This is a genomic window from Pseudoalteromonas sp. M8 (assembly GCF_018141365.1).
In the GTDB taxonomy this organism is placed as follows: Bacteria; Pseudomonadota; Gammaproteobacteria; order Enterobacterales; family Alteromonadaceae; genus Pseudoalteromonas.
In genome coordinates, this window is record NZ_CP047240.1 from 2,878,300 (window position 1) to 2,895,744 (window position 17,445).

20 protein-coding genes are annotated in these 17,445 nt (G+C 44.0%); 8 read left to right on the forward strand and 12 right to left on the reverse strand.

The features are described from left to right. Window positions 1–7 precede the first annotated feature (7 nt). From lepA to rpoE, 5 genes are read right to left on the reverse strand one after another with little or no spacing between them, the layout of a single operon-like run. Complete coding sequence (gene lepA / locus GSF13_RS17670; RefSeq protein WP_010606762.1) at window positions 8–1,795, reverse strand: translation elongation factor 4; 1,788 nt, start codon at window positions 1,793–1,795, stop codon at window positions 8–10. A 59-nt stretch (window positions 1,796–1,854) separates the two neighbouring features. Beyond that, entirely contained in the window at window positions 1,855–2,313 is a 459-nt protein-coding gene (locus tag GSF13_RS17675) for a SoxR reducing system RseC family protein (protein ID WP_010606761.1), read from the reverse strand. Next, complete coding sequence (locus GSF13_RS17680; RefSeq protein WP_010371273.1) at window positions 2,310–3,260, reverse strand: MucB/RseB C-terminal domain-containing protein; 951 nt, start codon at window positions 3,258–3,260, stop codon at window positions 2,310–2,312. The genes GSF13_RS17675 and GSF13_RS17680 overlap by 4 nt, the downstream gene beginning before the upstream one ends. Beyond that, window positions 3,261–3,872 carry an RseA family anti-sigma factor gene (locus GSF13_RS17685; RefSeq protein WP_174170031.1) on the reverse strand — a complete coding sequence of 204 codons (612 nt, stop codon included), beginning with the start codon at window positions 3,870–3,872 and terminating at the stop codon, window positions 3,261–3,263. It lies immediately after the preceding gene. A gap of 1 nt (window position 3,873) precedes the next feature. Then, window positions 3,874–4,455 (reverse strand): RNA polymerase sigma factor RpoE, encoded by a 582-nt coding sequence (rpoE, locus tag GSF13_RS17690; RefSeq protein WP_010371267.1) that lies wholly within the window; start codon window positions 4,453–4,455, stop codon window positions 3,874–3,876. Window positions 4,456–4,752: 297 nt separating this feature from the next. Between rpoE and nadB the strand changes: the two genes are divergently transcribed. Beyond that, window positions 4,753–6,354, forward strand: coding sequence for an L-aspartate oxidase (gene nadB / locus GSF13_RS17695; protein ID WP_010606758.1), 1,602 nt, complete (start codon window positions 4,753–4,755; stop codon window positions 6,352–6,354). A 57-nt stretch (window positions 6,355–6,411) separates the two neighbouring features. Here nadB and GSF13_RS17700 read toward each other — a convergent pair whose 3' ends face one another. Both GSF13_RS17700 and GSF13_RS17705 read right to left on the reverse strand, forming a co-directional pair. Next, the gene (locus GSF13_RS17700) at window positions 6,412–6,765 is read right to left on the reverse strand and encodes a protein YgfX (RefSeq protein WP_249122696.1); all 354 of its coding nucleotides are present in this window, start codon (window positions 6,763–6,765) and stop codon (window positions 6,412–6,414) included. 40 nt (window positions 6,766–6,805) lie between these two features. Further along, window positions 6,806–7,057 carry a succinate dehydrogenase assembly factor 2 gene (locus GSF13_RS17705; RefSeq protein WP_010371260.1) on the reverse strand — a complete coding sequence of 84 codons (252 nt, stop codon included), beginning with the start codon at window positions 7,055–7,057 and terminating at the stop codon, window positions 6,806–6,808. A 160-nt stretch (window positions 7,058–7,217) separates the two neighbouring features. Between GSF13_RS17705 and ygfZ the strand changes: the two genes are divergently transcribed. Both ygfZ and GSF13_RS17715 read left to right on the forward strand, forming a co-directional pair. Then, the gene (gene ygfZ, locus GSF13_RS17710) at window positions 7,218–8,129 is read left to right on the forward strand and encodes a tRNA-modifying protein YgfZ (protein ID WP_211866562.1); all 912 of its coding nucleotides are present in this window, start codon (window positions 7,218–7,220) and stop codon (window positions 8,127–8,129) included. Between the two features lie 11 nt (window positions 8,130–8,140). Further along, window positions 8,141–8,626, forward strand: coding sequence for a peptidylprolyl isomerase (locus GSF13_RS17715; RefSeq protein ID WP_010606755.1), 486 nt, complete (start codon window positions 8,141–8,143; stop codon window positions 8,624–8,626). Between the two features lie 31 nt (window positions 8,627–8,657). Here the strand turns inward: GSF13_RS17715 and GSF13_RS17720 are convergent, their stop codons facing one another. The 3 genes from GSF13_RS17720 to GSF13_RS17730 are packed head-to-tail and all read right to left on the reverse strand — an operon-like array spanning window position 8,658 to window position 10,281. Continuing rightward, window positions 8,658–9,107, reverse strand: a complete 450-nt coding sequence (locus GSF13_RS17720; RefSeq protein WP_010606754.1) for a hypothetical protein — start codon at window positions 9,105–9,107, stop codon at window positions 8,658–8,660. Between the two features lie 11 nt (window positions 9,108–9,118). Next, a complete protein-coding gene (locus tag GSF13_RS17725) occupies window positions 9,119–9,946 on the reverse strand; it encodes a DUF481 domain-containing protein (RefSeq protein WP_010606753.1) in 828 nt (275 codons plus the stop codon). Between the two features lie 17 nt (window positions 9,947–9,963). Beyond that, window positions 9,964–10,281 carry a DUF440 family protein gene (locus GSF13_RS17730; protein ID WP_211866564.1) on the reverse strand — a complete coding sequence of 106 codons (318 nt, stop codon included), beginning with the start codon at window positions 10,279–10,281 and terminating at the stop codon, window positions 9,964–9,966. Between the two features lie 192 nt (window positions 10,282–10,473). Between GSF13_RS17730 and GSF13_RS17735 the strand changes: the two genes are divergently transcribed. The 4 genes from GSF13_RS17735 (at window position 10,474) to GSF13_RS17750 (ending at window position 13,272) form a co-directional block, all read left to right on the forward strand. Continuing rightward, window positions 10,474–11,271, forward strand: a complete 798-nt coding sequence (locus GSF13_RS17735; RefSeq protein ID WP_211866565.1) for a crotonase/enoyl-CoA hydratase family protein — start codon at window positions 10,474–10,476, stop codon at window positions 11,269–11,271. 111 nt (window positions 11,272–11,382) lie between these two features. Beyond that, the gene (locus GSF13_RS17740) at window positions 11,383–11,751 is read left to right on the forward strand and encodes a CidA/LrgA family protein (RefSeq protein WP_174170025.1); all 369 of its coding nucleotides are present in this window, start codon (window positions 11,383–11,385) and stop codon (window positions 11,749–11,751) included. Window position 11,752: 1 nt separating this feature from the next. Continuing rightward, on the forward strand, window positions 11,753–12,433 hold the full coding sequence (locus GSF13_RS17745; protein WP_211200811.1) for an LrgB family protein: 681 nt from the start codon (window positions 11,753–11,755) through the stop codon (window positions 12,431–12,433). Window positions 12,434–12,450: 17 nt separating this feature from the next. Further along, on the forward strand, window positions 12,451–13,272 hold the full coding sequence (locus tag GSF13_RS17750) for a mechanosensitive ion channel domain-containing protein (protein WP_039497924.1): 822 nt from the start codon (window positions 12,451–12,453) through the stop codon (window positions 13,270–13,272). 42 nt (window positions 13,273–13,314) lie between these two features. On the opposite strand, the gene GSF13_RS17755 is transcribed toward GSF13_RS17750, so the two are convergent. Then, entirely contained in the window at window positions 13,315–14,211 is an 897-nt protein-coding gene (locus GSF13_RS17755; RefSeq protein WP_069018601.1) for a mechanosensitive ion channel domain-containing protein, read from the reverse strand. Between the two features lie 180 nt (window positions 14,212–14,391). On the opposite strand from GSF13_RS17755, the gene GSF13_RS17760 reads away from it, so the two are divergent. Then, window positions 14,392–15,915 carry an amidase gene (locus GSF13_RS17760; RefSeq protein ID WP_211866568.1) on the forward strand — a complete coding sequence of 508 codons (1,524 nt, stop codon included), beginning with the start codon at window positions 14,392–14,394 and terminating at the stop codon, window positions 15,913–15,915. A gap of 89 nt (window positions 15,916–16,004) precedes the next feature. On the opposite strand, the gene cysS is transcribed toward GSF13_RS17760, so the two are convergent. After that, on the reverse strand, window positions 16,005–17,384 hold the full coding sequence (gene cysS / locus GSF13_RS17765) for a cysteine--tRNA ligase (protein WP_211866570.1): 1,380 nt from the start codon (window positions 17,382–17,384) through the stop codon (window positions 16,005–16,007). Between the last annotated feature and the right edge of the window lie 61 nt (window positions 17,385–17,445).

The following is a 17,445-nucleotide window of genomic DNA, read 5'->3' on the forward strand; positions in this document are numbered from 1 at the left end:
TTTCCTGTTACTTACCTACTTTCAATATTGCTAAGAATGCGTCTTGTGGCACTTCAACGTTACCAAGTTGCTTCATACGCTTCTTACCTTCTTTTTGCTTTTGCAGTAGCTTTTTCTTACGGCTCACGTCACCACCATAACATTTTGCGATTACGTTTTTACGTAACTGCTTAACTGTACTACGCGCAATGACGTGATTACCAATTGCAGCTTGAATAGCAATATCAAACATTTGGCGAGGGATCAATTCTCTCAGCGCTTCAGCTAACTGACGGCCACGCGTTTGTGAACCGTCGCGGTGAACAATTATTGCAAGTGCATCAACGCGGTCACCATTGATCAGAATATCCACACGCACCATGTCTGATGCTTCAAAACGCTTGAAGTTGTAATCAAGTGATGCAAAACCACGGCTGGTAGACTTCAACTTATCAAAGAAGTCCATCACCACTTCTGACATCGGCAATTCATAGGTTAACGCAACTTGCTTACCGTGATAGGTCATCTTGGTCTGCATACCACGCTTTTCAACACATAGCGTGATCACGTTTCCTAAATACTCTTGCGGAACGAGAATATTTGCTTCAACAATTGGTTCACGAATTTCAATAATGTCGTTTACTGGCGGTAAATCCGATGGATTATCGATTTTCACCACACCGTGCTTAGTTTCTACTTCATAGATTACCGTTGGAGCTGTGGTAATAAGATCCATGTCATATTCACGTTCAAGGCGCTCTTGAATAATCTCCATATGCAGCATACCTAAGAAACCACAACGGAAACCAAAGCCTAGTGCTGTTGAGTTTTCAGGCTCGAAGAATAGTGATGCATCGTTGAGGCTCAATTTATTAAGCGCATCGCGGAAGTTTTCATAGTCATCAGATGAAATTGGGAACATTCCCGCGTATACCTGAGGCTTCACCTTTTGGAAGCCAGGCAAACGGTCTGTTGCAGAATCACGAGCCATGGTAATGGTATCACCAACTGGTGCACCATGGATATCTTTGATACCTGCGATAACAAAGCCTACTTCACCTGTTTTCAACACCCCGGTATTGGTCTGCTTAGGAGTAAAGATACCAACCTTATCTACTTGGTGAGCTTGCTCTGTAGACATGATCTTAATCTTTTCGCCCGCTCTTAATTCACCGTTTTTAATACGCACCAATGACACTACGCCTTGGTACGGGTCAAACCATGAATCGATAATCAGTGCCTGTAGTGGCGCATTTGGTTCACCTTCTGGCGGTGGAATATCACGTACGATCACTTCGAGCACTTCATCAATGCCGATCCCCGTTTTCGCACTACAACGAACCGCTTCTAATGCTTCAATACCAACGATATCTTCAATTTCTTCGGCAACGCGAAGTGGATCAGCCTGTGGTAAGTCAATTTTGTTCAGAACCGGAATAACTTCCAAGTCCATCTCAAGTGCAGTGTAACAGTTCGCTAGTGTTTGTGCTTCTACACCTTGACCCGCGTCAACAACCAATAGCGCACCTTCACAAGCGGCTAGAGAGCGTGAAACTTCATAAGTGAAGTCAACGTGTCCCGGTGTATCGATAAAGTTTAGCTGGTAGGTTTCACCATCTTTTGCTTGATAGTTAAGCGTTACACTCTGTGCTTTGATGGTAATGCCGCGCTCACGTTCGATGTCCATCGAATCCAGTACCTGCTGCTGCATTTCGCGGTCTGTTAAACCTCCACAAACTTGGATTAAGCGGTCTGATAGCGTCGATTTTCCATGGTCAATGTGGGCAATAATAGAAAAGTTACGGATATGCTTCATATACTGGATTCAATACTTCTGTTAGTCACAAATAGAGATTAAGGCCTCGATTTTACATTTTATTTAGTACAATCACCATCTATTTGCGTTATTGGTAGGCTAATTGGGTAAATTTTTATCACTTTTACCTGATGTTTGAGTTTATCCCCTTGGACTCTGGCGAAAAATAAACCGAGTGCTGCACTCGTAAATGCAATAAGTATCTGCAAAGGTTCATTGAGACCAAGTACGAGGGCTGCGATAAACATGCCGGCAAAAGCAAAAAGTAATGGCATCATGTAAACATAAAACGCATGTTTCACCACATTAGAGTCGTCTAATGCCAACTTAATTTTTTGGCCAATTTCGACAGATTCCGTCAAATCTACAGGGAATTGTTTTTTGTGGGTGCCAAAGAGTTTGGCGAATACTTGGGAGCCGCATTTGCCGTTACAGCCTTCACAAGCGGGTTTTGGCTGCGCTTCTAAGTAGACAGTTGCGCCTTTTATGGCGGCAACTGTCAGAGTTTGTTCTATCATAAAGGTCTTTTCACAGACTCAGCGATTGCTTTTGCGGTCATTGCTGGAATATTTCCAACTACGGATACGTCAAACGCACCTGTGTTGTGTACGTACACCGTTGTTGCACCTGACGAGAGCGCTCCACTTGGGCGCTGGCCCGGTAAAGGACGTTGTACAAATACCGAAATATCAACAAGGCCATCGGAAAACAAGTAGTAGTCTGCCAGCTCATTGTTTAAATCTAACTTATGTCTGTCAGATTTTAGCAGCTCAAAGCCCTGAGGTAACCAACCAATTTGCCAATTGTTTTTTGTGCCATTCTCAAGTGTCTTCAACAACCCAGATACGGCTTCAGGAAACTGTTTTTGTGAAAGTTCTAACAATTGCTCGGCCGGAGTTTCAGTCACGCTGATATGGGTAAGCTGAAGCTGTTCTAACAATTCGCCTTGTTGGTTTACGTAAGCGGATTTTAGCAACAGAGATGACTCGGTATCGATCCACAACCAATAGTTGTATTTAGCGTCGTCCTTTGCTTCTAACCTGACAAGCTGAGCAGGTCTGTCAACAATCCGACCTTTACCACCTAAGACAAAATCATAGCTTTCTTTGAGGCTGTCGATATTTTTGAATAAAACTTCGGGAATAGGACCTGCTATCGAATCTGTTTGGATGGTGTAAGGCTCAGACTTTGGTTCAAAATAAGTCACTTTGTCACCAATGCGGATCATTTCAAGTCCAGCACCATTGAGCAAACTTAAAAGCTCAAATTCAGTCCCATCTTGGTTACCATGAAGCCAACGGTAAGGCTCCATAGATTTTCCTTTCACCACGACAAACGATGCATCAAAGTTTCTATGATGCACCGCTTCGGCCATGTCTTTTAGCAGTTGTTTGGCTGATACGCTTTCATTTGCCCACAGCCAACTAGAGAAAAATACACTTACTACAACTAACAGTGCTCTCATTTATTGCTCTTTTTCCTCTTGCTTTTCAGCGGTGCTGTTTTCACCAGATTGCTGCAGCGCATACGCCATGCGTGACTGTCTTTGGTGCTCTAACACCAATGCACCAATACGTTGCTGCTGTAACTCTCTAATGCCTTTAGCCGCTGATTCAAGCGCAGGCTCAGTTGATAAGCTCACAGGAGAAACGCCTCCAGCAAAAGGAGTAGATTGCAACTGTAACGTATCGCCCGCAGGTAAAGTCGCATCTGTGCTTAGCGTATTAACCCCAAGCACAGCAAACAATGACACACTTGCCGCGATAGCCACTTGTGCAAACGGCTTACGCCATGTACTTAGCTCAATCACATTGCTCTTCGGCGTCGTTTCTTTCACTTGCTCAAGGGCCGGCTCACTATACGTTTGCTCTTGCTCAAGTGCCGCTGCAAAGCTGCTGGTGATATCAATGCAAAGTGTGTCTTGCTTTTGACTACGCATTACATCACCAATCAAGGCATACCGAGCAAACTTTTGTTCGTCTAAACGAACATCAGTTTCAGCGTTGAGTGACAGATCACCGTCAAAAATTTGCGATGTCGTTAAATCTTCTGTCACTTGTTTTTCAGCTTGTGCCATATTAAGACTCACCTATTAATGGGTTCAAATTGTTATCTATCGCTTCCCTTGCGCGAAAAATTCTCGAACGAACTGTACCTACCGGACAATCCATAATGACAGCTATTTCCTCGTAGCTCATACCTTCGATTTCACGCAAAGTAATTGCGGTTTTTAAATCGTCAGGCAAGCGCTCGATAGTTTTGAAAATCACTGCTTTCACTTCGTCGCTTAACAATAGATTTTCCGGTGAAGCGTTCGATCTTAATTGGTCTGCACCATCATAAAACTCAGCTTCTTCCGCATCTACGTCGTTTGCTGGCGGCTTTCGACCAAGCGCCACCAAATAATTTTTTGAACAGTTAACCGCGATTCTATACAACCAAGTATAAAATGCGCTCTCGCCCCTAAAGTTAGGCAACGCTCGATAAGCTTTAATGAACGTTTCCTGTGCCACATCTGCCACATCGCCTTGATTCGCTACATAACGAGAAATCAGCGCTGCGACTTTATTTTGATACTTGGCAACTAACAGGTTGAATGCGTTTTTATCTCCCTGTTGAACGCGTTTAACTATATCTAGATCTAAATCCTGCTCGCTCATTCGAGCCGGTACTCCTCTTTTTGCTTTTCTAAATCGTATCTAGTTGCCATCATTCACAGCTACTCTGACTTAGTACTGAATAAAAAGTTCTGTTTTTTTGTATTTTTTTTTAAAATAAACGAATTCATCCATCTTTGCGTACTAGTTTCTTGGCTGCTTTTTAGCATTATTCCATTAGCAGTCACACAAAATGTTCTAAATGATTCTCATTAAACGGAACAAACTCTCTGCCTTCTATGATAGCAGATGTGGTATAAATAGCAGAATTAAACGCAAAAACAGTAAAGATCTTCGAATATGAAAAATACGACTCACCACAATACTGATGTAGTCATTATTGGCAGTGGCGCTGCTGGACTCTCTCTTGCGCTCTCTTTAGCAAACCACTGTAAAGTTACCGTGATAAGCAAAGGGGCGTTAAAAGAAGGCTCCACACTTTATGCTCAGGGTGGCATTGCCGCAGTATTCGATAAGAAAAATGACAGTATCGAATCACATGTCGAAGACACACTTGCGGCAGGCGCTGGCTTATGTGACCGCGATGCGGTGCACTATACCGCCTCAAATGCAAAAAATTGCTTGAAGTGGCTGATTGAGCAAGGCGTACCATTTGATATGGAAGTGGATAGCAAAGGGAAAGAGCGCTTTCATTTAACCCGCGAAGGTGGACATTCACATCGTCGTATATTGCACGCAGCTGATGCAACGGGTAAAGCCGTTCAAACCACATTAATTAGCCAAGTACAGTTACACCCAAAAATTAATATACTAGAGCAATACAACGCCATCGATCTCATTAAAGATAAATATGGTGACTCAAGCGATATTAAAGGTGTTTACGTCTACAATCGCAAAGCGGATAGAGTTGAGAGCATCTCGGCTAAGTTTGTCGCTTTAGCAACGGGTGGCGCAAGTAAAGTTTACTTGTATACCTCAAATCCAGATGTTTCTTCAGGTGACGGCATCGCAATGGCGTGGCGTGCGGGTTGCCGTGTAGCCAACATGGAGTTTAACCAATTTCACCCGACCAGCTTATACCACCCTGAGCTACAAAACTTTTTAATAACCGAAGCCATGCGCGGTGAAGGCGCGCTGCTTAAACGTCCTGACGGCACACGCTTTATGCCTGACTTCGATGAACGCGAAGAACTCGCCCCTCGCGATGTAGTCGCCCGTGCCATTGACTATGAGATGAAGCGATTGGGTGCAAATTGCGTCTATCTGGATATCTCACATAAAGACAAAGAGTTCATCATTGAGCACTTCCCTACGATTTATGCTAAGTGCTTAAGTGTTGGTTTAGATATCACCAAAGAGCCAATCCCCGTCGTGCCAGCGGCGCATTATACCTGCGGTGGTGTTATGACTGACTTTAATGGTCGTACTGACATCAACAATTTATATGCAATCGGCGAAGTGGCTTACACAGGTCTACACGGCGCAAACCGCATGGCGAGTAACTCATTGTTAGAATGCATTGTGTTTGCCCACGCAGCCGCAAAAGATATTTTAGCTAAAATCGATAATCGTCCTGAGCCATCTAAGTTACCAGATTGGGACGAAAGCCGTGTCAGCGACTCGGATGAAGAAGTAGTTATCACCCACAACTGGCATGAACTTAGATTGTTTATGTGGGATTATGTTGGCATTGTTCGCTCAACTAAACGGTTAGAACGTGCGCTACGCCGCGTTGAGTTATTGCAGCAAGAGATCCACGATTATTACGCCAACTTCAGAGTGAGTAACAACCTGCTCGAATTACGTAACTTAGTACAAGTAGCTGAACTTATTATTCGCAGCGCGTTAGAACGTAAAGAAAGTCGCGGACTGCACTACACCATTGACTTCCCTGACATGGCTGAAAACTCCACACCGACCGTTTTGTCACCGACAAAATAATAATATTTGCATGTAGAGTATGTGCTGATTTTTATCGCCATGCTCTCGTTGCTTTTTCTAATTGGCTTGCAGTACGGTGCGACAAAGTAAGCGCCAGTCCGCTTCTGGTATTGCCCGTCGAGTCAAAAATATCTGCTGCTTAGCTTGGTTCGCATCCATGATTGTTAGCGCTATTTGACTATCAAACCATATGGTCGCACCAATAAGCTGTCCTTTGAAATTTATCGTTTGCGACTGTATTTCAACAAAGTTTTCCTTCTGGAGCATGAGTACAGTACCCGTCTTTGGTATACGAGATAGAACAGTTTGCCAACTGCAATAACCCGTAACAGCAAACACGATTGCGACTAACCACCACAGCGCTGGAAACAGCAGAAAAAGGATAAAAGCGAGGCAAGAAAAAAGAACCACAAAGAAGGTGTGGTTCTGAAGATTGTGTTGAAAGTCGATTCTATACGCGGATCCGATCAAGGATTAACTTAACCATGCGTTTTAGCTCTGGATCTGGACATTCTTCATGACCCATAAACCAAGCAAATAAATCTGGATCCTCACAGGTAACTAGACGCTGAAACACGTACTTACCTTCGTCGGATAGCGCGTCATAAGCCTGCTCAACAAACGGCTCTAAAATAACGTCCAGCTCTAACATGCCACGGCGGCAAGCCCATTTAACTCGAGCTTTAGGCAGTAACTCAACCATAAACTGATTAACCCCTCATAAACTATTGAGAAAATTATACCCACTGTGCAGGACATATGCCATAAAACTTATAGAAATGGCACATTGAAATCGTCCGTCCCTATCTCCACTTATGATTTTACGGTAACATTACGAAAACACTTTAATAGGGATCAACATTATGTCAATTGCTCGTGCTTATGCGCTTCCGTTCAAGGTTATTCGCATTTCAGGACAAGATAAACTTAGCTATTTGCACGGTCAGGTTACTCAAGACATTAACCTTATCAAAGAAGATAATTTTATGTGGTCTGGGCATTGTAGCCCTAAAGGCAAACTTTGGTCTGTGGCGCGCTTAACTCGCTATCAAGACGACTACTTAATGCTTGCAGGTGTGGCCGAAGCTGAAGCATCACTTCGTGAGCTAAAAAAATACGCAGTCTTTGCCAAAGTTGACATTGATTTTGCTGACTGCGAAGTCTTTGGCTTAATGACTCAGGACAGTAAAGCGCTTGCTACTGCCTTTGGCGTTGAGCTTTCGTCTGACGCAAGCGCTGTGGATGTTGCCAACGGCAAGCTGCTAAAACTCGCAGACGAGCGCTTTGTTTTCATCGCGTTCGAAGGCGCAAGTTTACCCGCGGACGTGGAACAACAAAGCAGTCCAGCACCGTTTATTGCGGCCAGCATTTTAGCAGGTGAGCCAAGCCTTGATGCAGATCACGTGGACGAATTTGTACCACAAATGGTTAACCTTCAGGCCCTTAACGGGATCAGCTTTAAGAAAGGTTGCTATACTGGTCAAGAAACCGTAGCTCGGATGCGCTATCTTGGTAAAAACAAACGTGCCATGTACATAGTGACAGGCAATGCTGCAGAGCGCATCGAAGAGGCAGACATTGAACTGCAGATTGAAGACAACTGGCGTCGTGGTGGCAAGGTTATTCAACAAACCTTCGATGCAAGCAGCAGCCGTTATTATGCGCTGGCTGTGATGCCAAATGACACACCACAAGACGCAGTGCTAAGAGCAAAAAATTCACCAGAGGTGAGTCTTACTATTCAACCTCTACCTTATTCTTTAGAAGACAACTAACGGGATCTTATATGATTATTGGCCCTAACTCGGTAGTGACAATCCACTACTCAGTTCAAGACAAAGACAACAACACGATTGATAGCACATTTGATGATGAGCCTGTGATAGCGATGCTTGGCTCAGGTTATCTGATCCCAGGTCTTGATGATGCCCTACAAGGCAAACAAGCTGGTGACACTTTCAGTGTGACCATAGAGCCACAAGAAGGTTATGGTGAGCGCTTTGACGAATTGACTCAAGCTGTTCCTAAGTCAATGTTTGAAGGCATGGAAATCGAAGTGGGTATGCAATTTAGAGCTACCACCGACGAAGGCGACCAAATCGTTGTGATCATTGGTATCGAAGACGAAGAAGTCATTGTTGACGCGAACCACCCACTTTCTGGGATCACACTGAATTTTGACGTTGAAGTGCTTGAAGTACGTGAAGCAACAGCAGAAGAAGTTGCCCACGGCCACGTTCATGGCGAAGGCGGTTGTGGTCACGACCACTAAGATTAGTCGAGTTACTAATAAAAAGCGCTGATCATTCAGCGCTTTTTTCTTGTTTAAGTTTACTTTCCATTGCCGTAACCAAGTTAGCTTGGTCATTTGTACCCAAGCGATATTTAGTGCCATCCTTCATCACCACTTCGAGTGCCTTGAATCCGGCAACTGTGTATACCCAACCGTCTGTGCTGATCCGCATGCCAATACCATGGCGTAGAGAATTAGTCACAGGCTGAACATAATCAATATCGTCAAACTTTAAGGTCATTTTGGCCACCGACGGTCCAAACCACCAGCTTAACGTTTGTTGCTCTTGGTTCACTTGAATGGTTAAGCCGTAAAAAATAAACGCAACAAGCGCGAGGATCACCAAAAAGCCAACAAAGGCGAGATTGCTACCAGCTAGGAAAATTGCCAATATGGTAAAACTGGCGATAAAGGCTAGAAACAGCCATATAACCCATGCAAACTGTGTATTTTTATACATCGATAGTCTTCTTAATCAAAGCTGTAAACTAATGTAGCACCAAGTTCGGTGTCTACCTTTTCTTTTTCATTTTCTGGCTGCGAATTATAACGGTAAATAAACGCAAACTTCAGCGCAATCCCGCCAATCACTTGTGTGACTAGCGCAGACTCAGCAAACAATCTGGAGTTTAAACCTGACAGCGATTGTTCAAAACTGACGTCTTGATTAAAGCGGGTACGCTTTGAAACGTTTCTTTCCCACTGCAATGCCATACGCAAAAGCTGGCCTTGCTCCGTTCTATCTTCTTCCGGCTCAAGCTCGATTTCGTTATCCACACGAGAGATAGACATACCGGGACCGATGTCGACATCTACCGTGTTCTTTCGTCCCTCATACACACGATTGCCATAACCGAGCGCAAATGTCGTGGTATATTCCTTGCCATTAAACCTGTCACGCTCATAGTCACCGTACATAAAGAACGAGGCGTTATCGTCCCCTAGCTTATAGTTACCTTGCGCAGAGCCAAAATAGCGCGACGCTGAGACATCTTCGACGTCTGTTTCTGTATTTTGCTCGCGGCGATAAAGGCCATTAAATTTAAATTGATTACGCCACTTGGGGAAATCTTGGTAAAGGTTACTTTTAAACTTAAATGACGTGTTTTGCGTATTACCTTTGTTAACGATAAAGCCAAATTCAACGTCGCCGTACAGCATTTCGCCCTTGTGTTTTTGATGAATTTCGTCATCGGGCATTTTGCCATATTCGTGAAAATCTTCGAATGGATCCGTAGCTAAGCTTGGTAGCGAAACCAAGCCAATTGCAAATAAGGCGAAAGTTCTAAAAAACAGCACTGGCAACTACTTTCCGGTTATTGCTTCCATATGATATGACAAAACGGTGCATCTAAATCTCTGCTAATCAAGATTTTTGCGTACACCTGATCCGAGTCATCAAACTCGATACCGACCAAAACCTGTACGAAATGCTCTGGTTCTGCTTCTTGTTCATACGCAGTGACGCTCGACCAACTCTCGTCCGGCTCACTTTCTTCAATGAAGCCACGATCTTCGCGATGTTCGTTGAACATATTAATATCGTGTTCTTCAAGATTATCCGGGGCCAACTCAAGGAAGATATCATATGCTTGGTGAGTGGCTTCTTCGATGCTACAAAGTCTCGCTGTCATGGACGCTAGCCTGTTGTTTTAAAATTGGCGCAATGATAGCAAAATGAGGTAAAACATAAATACTTAGTCGCGATAATCAAACAGAAAATAACGCTAAATGACGAACAAATTATCGGTAAAAGTTGAATGTCACACCGCTTTTGAGTTATTACTCTAAAACTATCGCATAAAACCCGCAGGGAGCATCTCATCATGATTTCATTTTCCGAAGCGAACAACATCGCATTTGTGACCTTATCTCGACCAGAAAAACAAAACGCGCTGTCTGTTGACATGTTTGTTGGTTTAGATAATGCGATAAAGAAAATTAGAAAAAGCAAATCAATTAGGGCTGTCGTTCTCCAAGGTGAAGGCGCACATTTTTGTGCAGGTCTAGATGTAAAAAGCGTGCTGAACGAACCTTCTGGGATCATCAAGCTACTTAAAAAGTGGTTACCTGGCAATGCTAACTTAGTACAAAGAGTCGTACTCGGCTGGCAAACTTTGCCTGTTCCTGTCATCGCCAAGATCACAGGCAACTGTTTAGGTGGAGGCTGTCATATTGCATTAGGCGCAGATATTCGTTTAGCCGACAGCAGTGCGCAGTTTGCCATTATGGAAGCCAAATGGGGACTTTGCCCTGACATGGGCGGCAGCTTACTTTTGCCTGCCACAATGAACAAGGATAAAGCATTGCTAATGACAGTCCATGCACAGCGAATAGACGCCCAGCAAGCACTAAAGGACGGTCTCATTACCGAGATCTGTGATGATGTTGACGCTAGACTCTCAGAGTTACTCTCTCAATTTACCGCACGCTCGCCAGATGCCATTGCAGCAATTAAGAAAGTGTATAATCGAGCCTACAACCAGCCCGCACGTAAACTATTGTGGTTAGAAACGTGGTCACAAATTAAATTGCTCGCCGCTAAAAATACCAAAATTGCAATGAAGAATGCCTCTGTAGCAGATGATAATAAAAAGCCATTTTTGCCTCGCATGAAGTGGTGACGCTAGATTGAATGCCTGTTTGCCCAAAGTATAATGGTCATCGCAATACGAAAGCGTACAATGAGCCATCATACATACTAGAGCCATTACAGCGCTAAGGATTTACATTTAATGGTACACAGAGCGAAGTTGATATTACAATTTGCACTAGGCTTTGCCATCATTTTAGCGTGCCTCTTCAGCGCTAAGTGGATAATTCAGCTTAGTGCTTTACAGATCCCAGCCGCCCTACTTGGCATGGTGTTTCTTGTCATACTCCTTGCCACAAAAATCATTAAAGTAGAATGGTTAGCCCCCGCAGCAGAGCCCATCTTAAAATACATGGCGCTGTTTTTTATTCCAGCGGGAGTGGGCTTGGTAGAGCATCTCAGTTTGTTTCAATCCCAATGGCTTATGCTACTGTTATTGCTAGTTGGTGTACCAACAATAAGTCTTGTATTGTTAAGCCCTATCGTTAAGAGCATCAAGTTTCGTGATTAATATGATTATGGCGTCAGCGCTCACTGTGCTATTATTTTTTAGTGCTCGCAAACTATATCAGCGCATCTCCTTACCGATATTGAACCCTGTGCTGATCTGCATTTTGGCCATTTCGGCATTTCTACTGTTCACGAAATTCGACTACAAGGTATATCAACAAGCAACGCTACCAATTCATTACTTGTTAGAGCCAGCTGTCGTTGCACTCGCTTACCCTTTGTATAAACAATTTCACCAAATTAAACCGGTATTTTTTGCATTGTGCTTAACCAGTTGGTTGGGTGTTTCACTGTCTACGTTAAGCGCTTTTCTTATCTGCCAGTTTTTTGCAGCCGATCCGCAGCTCTCAGCTTCAATGGCGGCCCTGTCGGTTACAACACCAATCACCTTACTCATTAGTGATTATCTCGGAGGGATCCCCGCTATTGCAGCGATTATGGTGATACTAATTGGTGTATTTGGTGGCGTGTTTGGACTACATATCTTGCACTGGTGTAAAGTTGACCATATGCAAGCGAAAGGCACTGCGCTTGGTGTTGCTTGCCATGCGATAGGCACAGCCGCAGCGATAGAGCATCACCCCATGGCTGGCGCTTTTGCTTCAGCGGCGATGACAATTACCGCCATGATAACTGCACTTTGGGTGCCTTTGTTTTATCATTGGTTGGCTACTCTAATTTAATAACTCGGGATACGACTGTGATCAATCAAGAAATCGAGCAAATAGAACACTATTACAACATTATTCGAGAGTATCTGGTGACTTACAGTTTCCAATTGCTCGCTGCGATATTCATCTTCCTTCTCGGTTTGTGGTTATCAAGAAAGCTGTCTAAAGCGACTGAAAACTTGATGCTAAAACACAATATCGATCCTGCTTTAACCAACTTTATTGGCAATGTGATCAAAGTGCTTATCATCGCCATGTTTGTGATTATTTCTCTTGGCAAGGTTGGCATCAGTATCACACCGTTTGTTGCCGCCATCGGGGCTGCGTCTCTAGGTGCAGGTCTTGCGCTGCAAGGTATGCTGGCAAACTATGGCGCTGGGCTTGCCATCATTGCTACCCGCCCATTTGTGATTGGCGATACCATCAGCATCAAAGGCGTTAACGGCCAAGTTAAAATGATTGAGCTTGGACATACAACGCTCATCAACGAAGACAAAGTAGAGATCACTATCCCGAATAAACATGTGGTGGGAGAAATTCTCCATAACTCGTTTGCAAACTCTCTGGTGAAAGGTGAAATAGGGATAGCTTATGATGCTGATTATCAAGGTGCATTAACACTTATCAATCAGGTACTCGCTGATAATGCTAAGGTCAGTCAAGACCCTAAGCCTCAGGTGGGGATTGAGGAATTTGCCGACAGTGCGGTGATATTGAGCTACCGCTACTGGGTGCCTACGACTTCACTTATCGAAACTAAATTAGAAGTGAATAAAGCGGTGTTTGCCGCGATTAAAAATGCGGAAATAGAAATTCCATTCCCGCAACGAGTGGTTAAAATCATTCAGTGAGTAAACTCACGAACGGCTAGGGTGCTAGCCGTTATTCTACACTCAGTTTTCATCAGGCTTTTCCATAGAAAAGCCACTGCGTAAATGAAGATCGCGCTGTGGAAACGGGATCTCGATTTGATATTTGCGAAAGGCATCATCGATAGCCCAGAGGTAATCAGAAACCAGCGCCGTTGGCCGCTTTACCTGCTCAGGTTGCACCCAAACTCCTAGCGTGAAATTCAAGCTACTATCACCAAACCCTGTCATCCATACCGTTGCTTCTCGCCCCGGCGTATTCAAGGTATATTGGACATTTTTGGCCGCTTCCAATGCGGCACGCTTCACCTTCTCTTTATCGCTGCCGTAGGCCACCGAAAAAGGAATACGGAAACGACGATATTTGTCCGACATTGTCCAATTGGTAATTGTATTTGACACCATTTCCGAGTTAGGAATAAGCAGGTCGACGTTGTCATTTGTGCGGATCCAAGTTGAGCGCATGTGAATGGCTATCACTTCCCCAACCACCCCGTTGGTCAGCTCAACAAAGTCCCCAACTTTGACGGTTTTCTCTAGCAGTAACACCAGACCTGAGACAAAGTTATTCACTAGACCTTGTAGGCCCAAGCCAATCCCAACGCCGAGTGCACTGGCAACAAGCGCTAATTCAGTGATCTCTATTCCTAACGCCGTCAGCGCAATAATAAGACCAATAAATAATACGATGTAGTGAATGATCCTGCCTATCACATAGGCTGAGGTATGCTGGATCACCCCTTGTCTTGACGCGAGACGATTAAATGCTAGTCGCAGGATCTTGGAGATCACCAAAGTTGCAACGATCACCGCGATAAATGAGAGTGCCTCTCCCACCTCTAATGAAAATTTACCTAATGAAAATAGCTTCTGGTCAAGCCACGGAATATCTACGTCTATATCTATTGGTGCTTTTATCATGGTTATATTTTTTGTTATCTCGTGAAGTTAAGTGTGTGTGGCGAGCAGCAAAAATACAAGTTTTAAAGACGCCTAAATCATGCTTTGTTCAAGCTACTCGCTTGACCTTTTACAGGGCTCGTGACTAAATAAAGGACAAACAAATAACAAAAATACTACTGCGGATTGGTAAAATACGTCATGAAAAAGTCCCTACTCGCTTTAACCACTTGTCTCGCGCTTGCGTTGCCGGCTCATAGTCAATCGCTTGCGGACCTTACCACGCTCGAAGCACAAACCAAAATACAAAATCGAACTTTATCAGCAACGCAACTCACTGAGTTTTATTTAAAAAGGATTTCACAACTTGACGACAGTGGCCCTATGCTCAATGCCGTGATCACGCTCAATCCCAACGCTTTACAAGACGCTAAAAAGCTTGATGCCGAAATACTCGCGGGAAAATATCGAGGGCCACTTCATGGCCTGCCAGTTATTGTTAAAGATAATATCGACACCAGGGCGCCAATGGCAACAACCGCAGGCGCGCTCGCCCTGCAACACAACGTCAAAACCCAAGCTGCACCGCTTATCATCCAGTTAGAACAAGCCGGCGCTATCATCCTTGGCAAAGCCAATTTAAGTGAATGGGCAAACTTTAAATCAAGTTTCAGCTCGAGCGGCTACAGCACGCTCGGTGGTCAAACCAAAAACCCGTATGTGTTAGACAGAACACCATGTGGCTCAAGTTCCGGCTCTGCTGTTGCCGTCTCCGCAGGTCTTGCACTGCTCGCCATTGGTACGGAAACTGACGGTTCTATTGTTTGTCCTTCAGCACATAATGGCGTTGTAGGTATTAAACCGACTGTCGGTTTGGTTTCTGGTGAAGGCATTATTCCTATTAGTCATAGCCAAGATAGCGCTGGCCCTATGGCAAAGTCGGTGATGGGCGCCGCCTTATTGCTCAATGCTATCGTTACCGATGCAAAACAGCCGATTGATTTTACCCAAGGCTTAAATGCTGCCAGTTTCAAAGGCAAACGAATTGCTATCACCAGTCATGTAGGTCAGTTTCCACCAGCAGTTCAAGCGGTATTTGCAAAAGCCGTTGCAACCATGAAAGCAAATGGCGCAGAAATAATTGAAGGGTTAGACTTACCTGAGCTGGAAGCTTTAGGCTCCGCCGAATTGGATATTTTGCTCTATGACTTTAAACATGATCTCAATGCTTACCTTGCCAAGACACCAGAGCAGGTAAAAGTAAAAAACCTAAACCAGCTCATCCAATTCAACCAGCAACATCCTTCCACCATTAAGTACTTTGATCAATATTTGATAGAGGAAGCAGCAAAGAAAGGCGATATCACAGAACACCGATATCAAGAAGCCCAAGCTTTGGTTAAAAAATTTGCCCGCCAACAAGGCATTGATAAAATAATACAAGAACATCGCCTTGACGCATTTATCGCACCAACGAATACCCCAGCTTGGAGTATCGATATCATTAACGGTGATAACTTCTCAGCCTCGTCGTCATCTCCCGCGGCGATTGCAGGATATCCAAGCATTACAGTACCGATGGGTTTTCATCACGAGCTACCGCTGGGTATTTCTTTCTTCGCTGAGGCTTATAGCGAAGCGAAATTAATCAAGCTTGCCTATGCTTTCGAACAGTTGACTAATGCACGCAAAGCACCTGAGTTTAAGGCGACATTAACGCCTTAAAAATAATAGTAGTGTTATAAATAAAAATGCCTTCACACTGATTGATGTGAAGGCATTTTTATTTGCGTATCGTGTTGGTACCAAGAAGGTTAAGCTTTACGCCAAGTTGTTTTGCCCGCGCTATCTTCTAACACAACGCCTAAAGCAGTTAGCGCATCACGCGCTTCATCCGCTGCAGCCCAATCTTTATTTTCACGAGCGCTGCGGCGCTTTTCAATCAATGCTTCGATTTGCGCTACTTCGTCGTCGTCTTGTTCACCTTGTAAGAAAGATTCAGGGTCTTGCTGCGCAATACCTAAGACTTCCGCGAGTTTCACAAGAATAAATGCATGCTCACCTGCAGCTTTTGCGTCACTCTCTTTTAAGCGATTCACTTCTTTTGATAATTCAAAAATCACTGGCAGTGCTTCTGGCGTATTGAAGTCATCGTTCATTGCTGTCTCAAAACGTTCAACGTAAGCATTACCTTTAAGTTCAACCTCCACCAGCTCAACGCCACGTAGCGCAGTGTAAATACGCTCAAGCGACGAACGTGCTTGTTCAAGGTTTTCTTGTGAATAGTTTAGCTGGCTACGATAATGACCATTGATCAAGAAATAGCGTACTGTTTCTCTATCAAAAGCTTTTAGCACTTCACGTACGGTAAAGAAATTGCCAAGAGACTTAGACATTTTCTCTTTGTTAACTTGTACCATGCCGGTGTGGATCCAGGTGTTCACATAACGGCCATTATTTGCGCAGCAAGATTGGGCAATCTCATTTTCATGGTGCGGAAATTGCAAATCTGAACCCCCACCGTGAATATCAAAAAATTCACCCAAATGCTTTGAACTCATTGCGCTACATTCAATGTGCCAACCCGGACGACCTTCGCCCCACGGAGATTGCCACGCAGGCTCACCCGCTTTGGCTTTTTTCCACAATACAAAGTCGAGTGGATCATCTTTGTCTTGTGCTACCTCAACGCGTGCACCCGCTTGTAGCATTTCTAAATCTTGCTGAGATAACTGACCATATTGCTCAAACGTTGAGACATCAAACAATACATCCCCATCCTTCGCAACGTAAGCATGGCCTTTTTCAATCAAGCGCGCGATCATCTCGATGATTTCATCCATATGCCCTGTTACCGTCGGCTCAATATCCGCAGGTAGCATATTCAACGCAGTAAAGTCTTCATGCATGGCTTTGGTCATGCGAACGGTTAGATCATTAATCGACTCTTTGTTTTCCGCGGCGCGTTTAATGATTTTGTCATCCACGTCAGTAATATTACGCACATACGTGACGTCATAACCTAAATAACGTAAATAACGGTTCATTACGTCAAATGAAACGTAAGTGCGTGCGTGTCCTACATGACAGAAATCATAGATAGTGATACCACACACGTACATATCAACCTTGCCTTCTTTGAGCGGTTTAAAAGGGGCTTTTTGGCGAGTGAGTGTGTTGAAAATCTGCAACATGTAGTTTTCTTCCTAAGTACGGTTCATTTTTTAACAAAAGTGCTTTTAATCATACCACCTG

Bases quoted from the DNA above. Each gene is read 5' to 3' on its own strand.
- lepA (WP_010606762.1), bottom strand. From the start codon at position 1,795: ATGAAGCATATCCGTAACTTTTCTATTATTGCCCACATTGACCATGGA.
- GSF13_RS17675 (WP_010606761.1), bottom strand. From the start codon at position 2,313: ATGATAGAACAAACTCTGACAGTTGCCGCCATAAAAGGCGCAACTGTC.
- GSF13_RS17680 (WP_010371273.1), bottom strand. From the start codon at position 3,260: ATGAGAGCACTGTTAGTTGTAGTAAGTGTATTTTTCTCTAGTTGGCTG.
- GSF13_RS17685 (WP_174170031.1), bottom strand. From the start codon at position 3,872: ATGGCACAAGCTGAAAAACAAGTGACAGAAGATTTAACGACATCGCAA.
- rpoE (WP_010371267.1), bottom strand. From the start codon at position 4,455: ATGAGCGAGCAGGATTTAGATCTAGATATAGTTAAACGCGTTCAACAG.
- nadB (WP_010606758.1), top strand. From the start codon at position 4,753: ATGAAAAATACGACTCACCACAATACTGATGTAGTCATTATTGGCAGT.
- GSF13_RS17705 (WP_010371260.1), bottom strand. From the start codon at position 7,057: ATGGTTGAGTTACTGCCTAAAGCTCGAGTTAAATGGGCTTGCCGCCGT.
- ygfZ (WP_211866562.1), top strand. From the start codon at position 7,218: ATGTCAATTGCTCGTGCTTATGCGCTTCCGTTCAAGGTTATTCGCATT.
- GSF13_RS17715 (WP_010606755.1), top strand. From the start codon at position 8,141: ATGATTATTGGCCCTAACTCGGTAGTGACAATCCACTACTCAGTTCAA.
- GSF13_RS17720 (WP_010606754.1), bottom strand. From the start codon at position 9,107: ATGTATAAAAATACACAGTTTGCATGGGTTATATGGCTGTTTCTAGCC.
- GSF13_RS17730 (WP_211866564.1), bottom strand. From the start codon at position 10,281: ATGACAGCGAGACTTTGTAGCATCGAAGAAGCCACTCACCAAGCATAT.
- GSF13_RS17735 (WP_211866565.1), top strand. From the start codon at position 10,474: ATGATTTCATTTTCCGAAGCGAACAACATCGCATTTGTGACCTTATCT.
- GSF13_RS17740 (WP_174170025.1), top strand. From the start codon at position 11,383: ATGGTACACAGAGCGAAGTTGATATTACAATTTGCACTAGGCTTTGCC.
- GSF13_RS17745 (WP_211200811.1), top strand. From the start codon at position 11,753: ATGATTATGGCGTCAGCGCTCACTGTGCTATTATTTTTTAGTGCTCGC.
- GSF13_RS17755 (WP_069018601.1), bottom strand. From the start codon at position 14,211: ATGATAAAAGCACCAATAGATATAGACGTAGATATTCCGTGGCTTGAC.
- GSF13_RS17760 (WP_211866568.1), top strand. From the start codon at position 14,392: ATGAAAAAGTCCCTACTCGCTTTAACCACTTGTCTCGCGCTTGCGTTG.
- cysS (WP_211866570.1), bottom strand. From the start codon at position 17,384: ATGTTGCAGATTTTCAACACACTCACTCGCCAAAAAGCCCCTTTTAAA.